Origin of the sequence: Methylobacterium sp., from assembly GCF_019750675.1 — a bacterium.
Taxonomy (GTDB): domain Bacteria; phylum Pseudomonadota; class Alphaproteobacteria; order Rhizobiales; family Beijerinckiaceae; genus Methylobacterium.
Window position 1 is genome coordinate 1 of sequence record NZ_JAIEOF010000159.1, and the last position, 3,728, is coordinate 3,728.

Here is a 3,728-nt window from a genome sequence, read left to right on the forward strand (position 1 = left end):
AGGATGCGGCGAGCCCGCAGCAGGCGGGTCCGGGCCGGTACCAGCCCTTCGGCCACCTCCAGGGCGAACTGGTCCGGCGAGGGGCGCCAGCCGGCGTCGACCGGCAGAAGCGTCTTGCCCTGGCGGAACCGCGCGCAGGCCTCCACGATCGCGGTGAGGGGCTGGCCCGCGACCGCCTCGAGGAACTCCTCGTTGAGGAGGCCGGCGTTCAGCTCGGAGCCCTTCCCTTTCTCGTAGCCGAGCAGGAACCGGCCGATGGCGTACTCGCGCTCGTCGGGCGCGCCGTGCTCAGCGAGATCCCGCTCCAGGCGCTCCACGACGGCGCAGAGCTGCTTGCGCTGCTGCATGCTCGGCGCGTGACTGGAAGGCACGCAGAAGCGGGTCGGGTGCCCGTCGATCGGCTTGAGCGGGGCGTGCAGGTCCTCGACCAGCTTCACCGCCTCCGCTGGCGTCATCCGGTTCGCCGGCACGGTCGCCCTCGATGACGACGAAATCGCGGGTGCCGTGGTCGGACGCATGGGTTCGCTCCTGTCGCTGGCGGTAGAGGGTGGCCAGGCGTGCGGCCTGGCCGGTGGGGGCGGGCTGGTAGGCGGGGCGGGGCGGTGACCCGTGGTCACGGCGCTCTTCGAGCTGGCGCTTCATCCAGCCGACGGGGTCGGCCAGCTCGCGGCCGTCGGCGTCCTCGATCACGGCTAGGACCCGCACGGCCTCGTCCCGGGCGACGCCGAGCAGGTGGCCGATGAGCTGCCGGGCACCGATCTCGGAGCGGCCGGTGATCGCCTTCACCAGGACCACGCCCCGGGTCAGCAGGTCCCGGCGATGATCCGGTCTCTGCGGCTCCTCGGCCTGCCCGCATCCAGCTTGCTCGCCCTCGGCCGCTGCCGACCCGTCAGGGTCGGAACCGGGGTGGCTGGGGGGGTTAAGGGGGGGGTGAGGGGGTGCAGGGGGAGCGGGGGGGGCATCCGGGGGGGAGGAGGGGTGTAACGCGTTACATGCGTTACCAGCGTTACGGCGGGTCTCTCGGTGCTTCCGGACCCGGGCGGCGGTGGCCTCGCGACGCTTGGCGACCTTATCCTCGGCCGCACGCTCGTCCGCCTCGACGGCGGCGATCAGCATCTCAGCGGTGGCGCCGGCGGCGACCATGGCCCGCATGGCTGTGGAGCTGATGGTCATGGCCCTACTCCGCCGCCTGGAGGACGGGAGCGGGAGCGCCGATGATCACCGCCGCGTCGCCAATCCGGCGCGCGGACATCGCCGCGTATTCCGGATTCAGCTCAATCAGCGTTGCGTCGAGGCCAAGCGTTTCCGCGACCAGCCCAACCGTGCCGGCGCCGCCGAAGGGGTCGAGGACCCGCCCCGGTACCGCCGGCAGGCTGGCGCAGAGGCCGCCGCACTTCGGCTGGGGCAGCGCATGCCCGCAGAACGCGCAGGCATGCGCCGGGACTCCGGCCTTGATGCAGCGCTCGGCCAGGGCCGGCGGGAACGTCGCGAAGTGTGCCTCCCGGTAGGCCTTCGGCGCGATCGTCCAGACGTTGCGGGCGTTGCGGGTCTCGAGCGGCGAGAGGCTCAGAGTGGCCAGCGCCGCGTCCATGCTCGCGTTGTTCTTCGTGCCGCTCCCTGGCTGAGCCAGCTTCCGTGACACAGGGGTGCGGTCAACGTTCTGCCGGCTGTTCGGGCCGGGACGCTTCACGCGGTTCCGCCCGCGGTCAGCCTGATCGGGGTCGAGCTTGTCGAGGCGACCCCAGCCCACGCCGGTATTGGTGCCGCGAGCTGCTGCGCGCACATGAGCCCCACCCGTGACGGGCTCGCGGATAGCCTCGTGGTTGTAAAAGTAGTCCTCGGCCTTGCTGAGGAGCCAAACCTTCTCGTGCGCCGAGGTCGGCCGGTCATAGACCGACTCGGGCATGGGGTTGGGCTTGTGCCAGATGATCTCAGAGCGGACCCACCAGCCGTCGTCCTGGAGCGCGATGGCCAGCCGATTCGGGATCATGCAGAGGTCCTTCGGCTTCAGGTAGCCGCCGGCCACGATGCGCCCGCCGAAATCGCTGGCGCCGTTCCCCTTGTTGCTGGACGAGCCGACGCGCAGCGTTCGGGCGTAGGCCGGATCGAAGACTGGGCCGATGGTCGAGAAGGGCTTGTCGCGGAAGGCGCGGTCGTCGCCGACGACGTCGGCCGCGGCCCGGCCGTTAGGGGAGGCGGCGTAGCAGTCGCCGTAGTTTAGCCAGAGCGTGCCGCGGGGCTTTAGGACTCGGCGGACCTCGCGGAACACATCGACCATGACGGCAAGGTGCTCGCCGAGCGTGGGTTCGAGACCGATCTGTCCGCCCACGCCATAGTCGCGCAGGCCCCAATACGGGGGCGAGGTCACGACGCTGTCGAAGTAGGCGTCCGGCATGGCGCGCAGCTGCTCGCGCACGTCGCCGACGTGGATGCGGACGGTCATGGCAGCCTCCGCAGATCGGAGAGCATCGCGGCGCATGCGCCGGCCTGCACAAAGATCTGGTGCGCGGCCTGCTCGCAGAGGGCGCTCGCCCTGGCGGAACTGCCCTCGGCCGAAGAGGCGATGACATGCCCCAGGCCGGCCAAGAGGGCAGCCATCAGGTCGTCGAGGCGGTCGCTGTCGCCGAGCGCGTCGCACAGCTTCGCGACGATGAGGTCGTCTAGGTCGTGCAGGTCCGTCATGACGCGAGGTCCTGCGTCAGTGGTGCGGCCGGCTCGATGCGGAAGACGAGGGCGGGCGTCTCGGCGTAGGCCTTGCGCACGAAGCCCTCGACCACGGACGCGTCATCGCCCCAGACGATGCCGTTGAAGGCGTCGGAGCACTTCGCGATGTTGTCCCAGTCGGGCTTCACCTCCGGCCGGACGATGCCAGCCAGGGCGTCGGCGCGCTTCTTCTTCGAGAAGTACTTCGGGATCGGCATGTAGGCGTAGACCGCCACGGACAGGGGCCCGGACAGCGGGGCGAGCCCGCGCATGGTGGCCGTGGCCGCCGCGCGCAGGTCGTTCTCGTAGGCGCGCGTGGCAGCATCGGAGTACTGCTGCGTCCGCGGCGCGCGGCCGGGGACGGTCACGACGCGCGAGCGATGCCGGCCCTTCCCACGCGGGGGGCCGGGTAGGCGGATGATGATCGGATCTGGCACCGCTCGCGCTCCGGTTCAGGCGTCGACAGCGGCGCGGGTCGTGTCGGCGGGCATCTCCGGTGCGGGCGGAGCATCGTTGCCGGCAGCGGCGCGACGGCGCCGACGTGGCTTGGTGCCGGAAGCTTCAGCCTCGTAGCTCACGCCCTCGTCGGTCTCGGCATCTTCGTCCTGGTCGTCGCCCTCGCCCTCGCCCTCGGTGTGGAGCTCGTTGAGCTTGAGCTCCGTCTCCTGGATGACACCGTCCTGGTCGTGAATCGGGAGGTCGGGCTGATCCTTGTCGGCCTTGGCCTCGGCACGCTGCCCGAAGTATTCGGCGGCATCCGCGAACACGAGGATGGCCGGTCCGCCACCGTGCTCGGCGAGCTTGGTGATGTCCTCGACCGAGCCCGAGGCGGCTACCTTGAGCTTGATGCCGTCCTTCACGGTCCACTCGCCCGTGGTGACCAGCATGTGCACGAAGCCCGTGTGGGCGACGATGTCGACCGAGCCCCGGATCACGTCGCGGGACAGCTTCTCGACGTTGGCGATGATCCGCTTCTGCTGGACTTCACTAAGCTTGGTCCAGGGCTCATTCATGCCCCGGAGCAC

General features: G+C 70.4%; 4 protein-coding genes and 1 pseudogene. All 5 read right to left on the reverse strand.

Going from position 1 to position 3,728, the window contains the following annotated elements; translation table 11 throughout:
• Positions 1-455: pseudogene (locus tag K2X24_RS08465) on the reverse strand (hypothetical protein); the annotation flags it as partial.
• 722 nt (positions 456-1,177) lie between these two features.
• A complete protein-coding gene (locus tag K2X24_RS08470) occupies positions 1,178-2,443 on the reverse strand; it encodes a site-specific DNA-methyltransferase (protein WP_292496737.1) in 1,266 nt (421 codons plus the stop codon).
• The gene (locus tag K2X24_RS08475) at positions 2,440-2,682 is read right to left on the reverse strand and encodes a hypothetical protein (RefSeq protein ID WP_292496739.1); all 243 of its coding nucleotides are present in this window, start codon (positions 2,680-2,682) and stop codon (positions 2,440-2,442) included. Before K2X24_RS08475 ends, K2X24_RS08470 begins: the two co-directional genes overlap by 4 nt.
• Positions 2,679-3,140, reverse strand: a complete 462-nt coding sequence (locus K2X24_RS08480) for a RusA family crossover junction endodeoxyribonuclease (protein ID WP_292496741.1) — start codon at positions 3,138-3,140, stop codon at positions 2,679-2,681. The genes K2X24_RS08475 and K2X24_RS08480 overlap by 4 nt, the downstream gene beginning before the upstream one ends.
• Positions 3,141-3,155: 15 nt before the next feature.
• Positions 3,156-3,728 (reverse strand): hypothetical protein (locus K2X24_RS08485; RefSeq protein WP_292496743.1); only part of this gene is annotated, 573 nt, incomplete at its 5' end.

What these genes read in the sequence shown, in the direction of transcription:
- K2X24_RS08470 (WP_292496737.1), bottom strand. Translation starts at nt 2,443, where the DNA reads ATGACCGTCCGCATCCACGTCGGCGACGTGCGCGAGCAGCTGCGCGCC.
- K2X24_RS08475 (WP_292496739.1), bottom strand. Translation starts at nt 2,682, where the DNA reads ATGACGGACCTGCACGACCTAGACGACCTCATCGTCGCGAAGCTGTGC.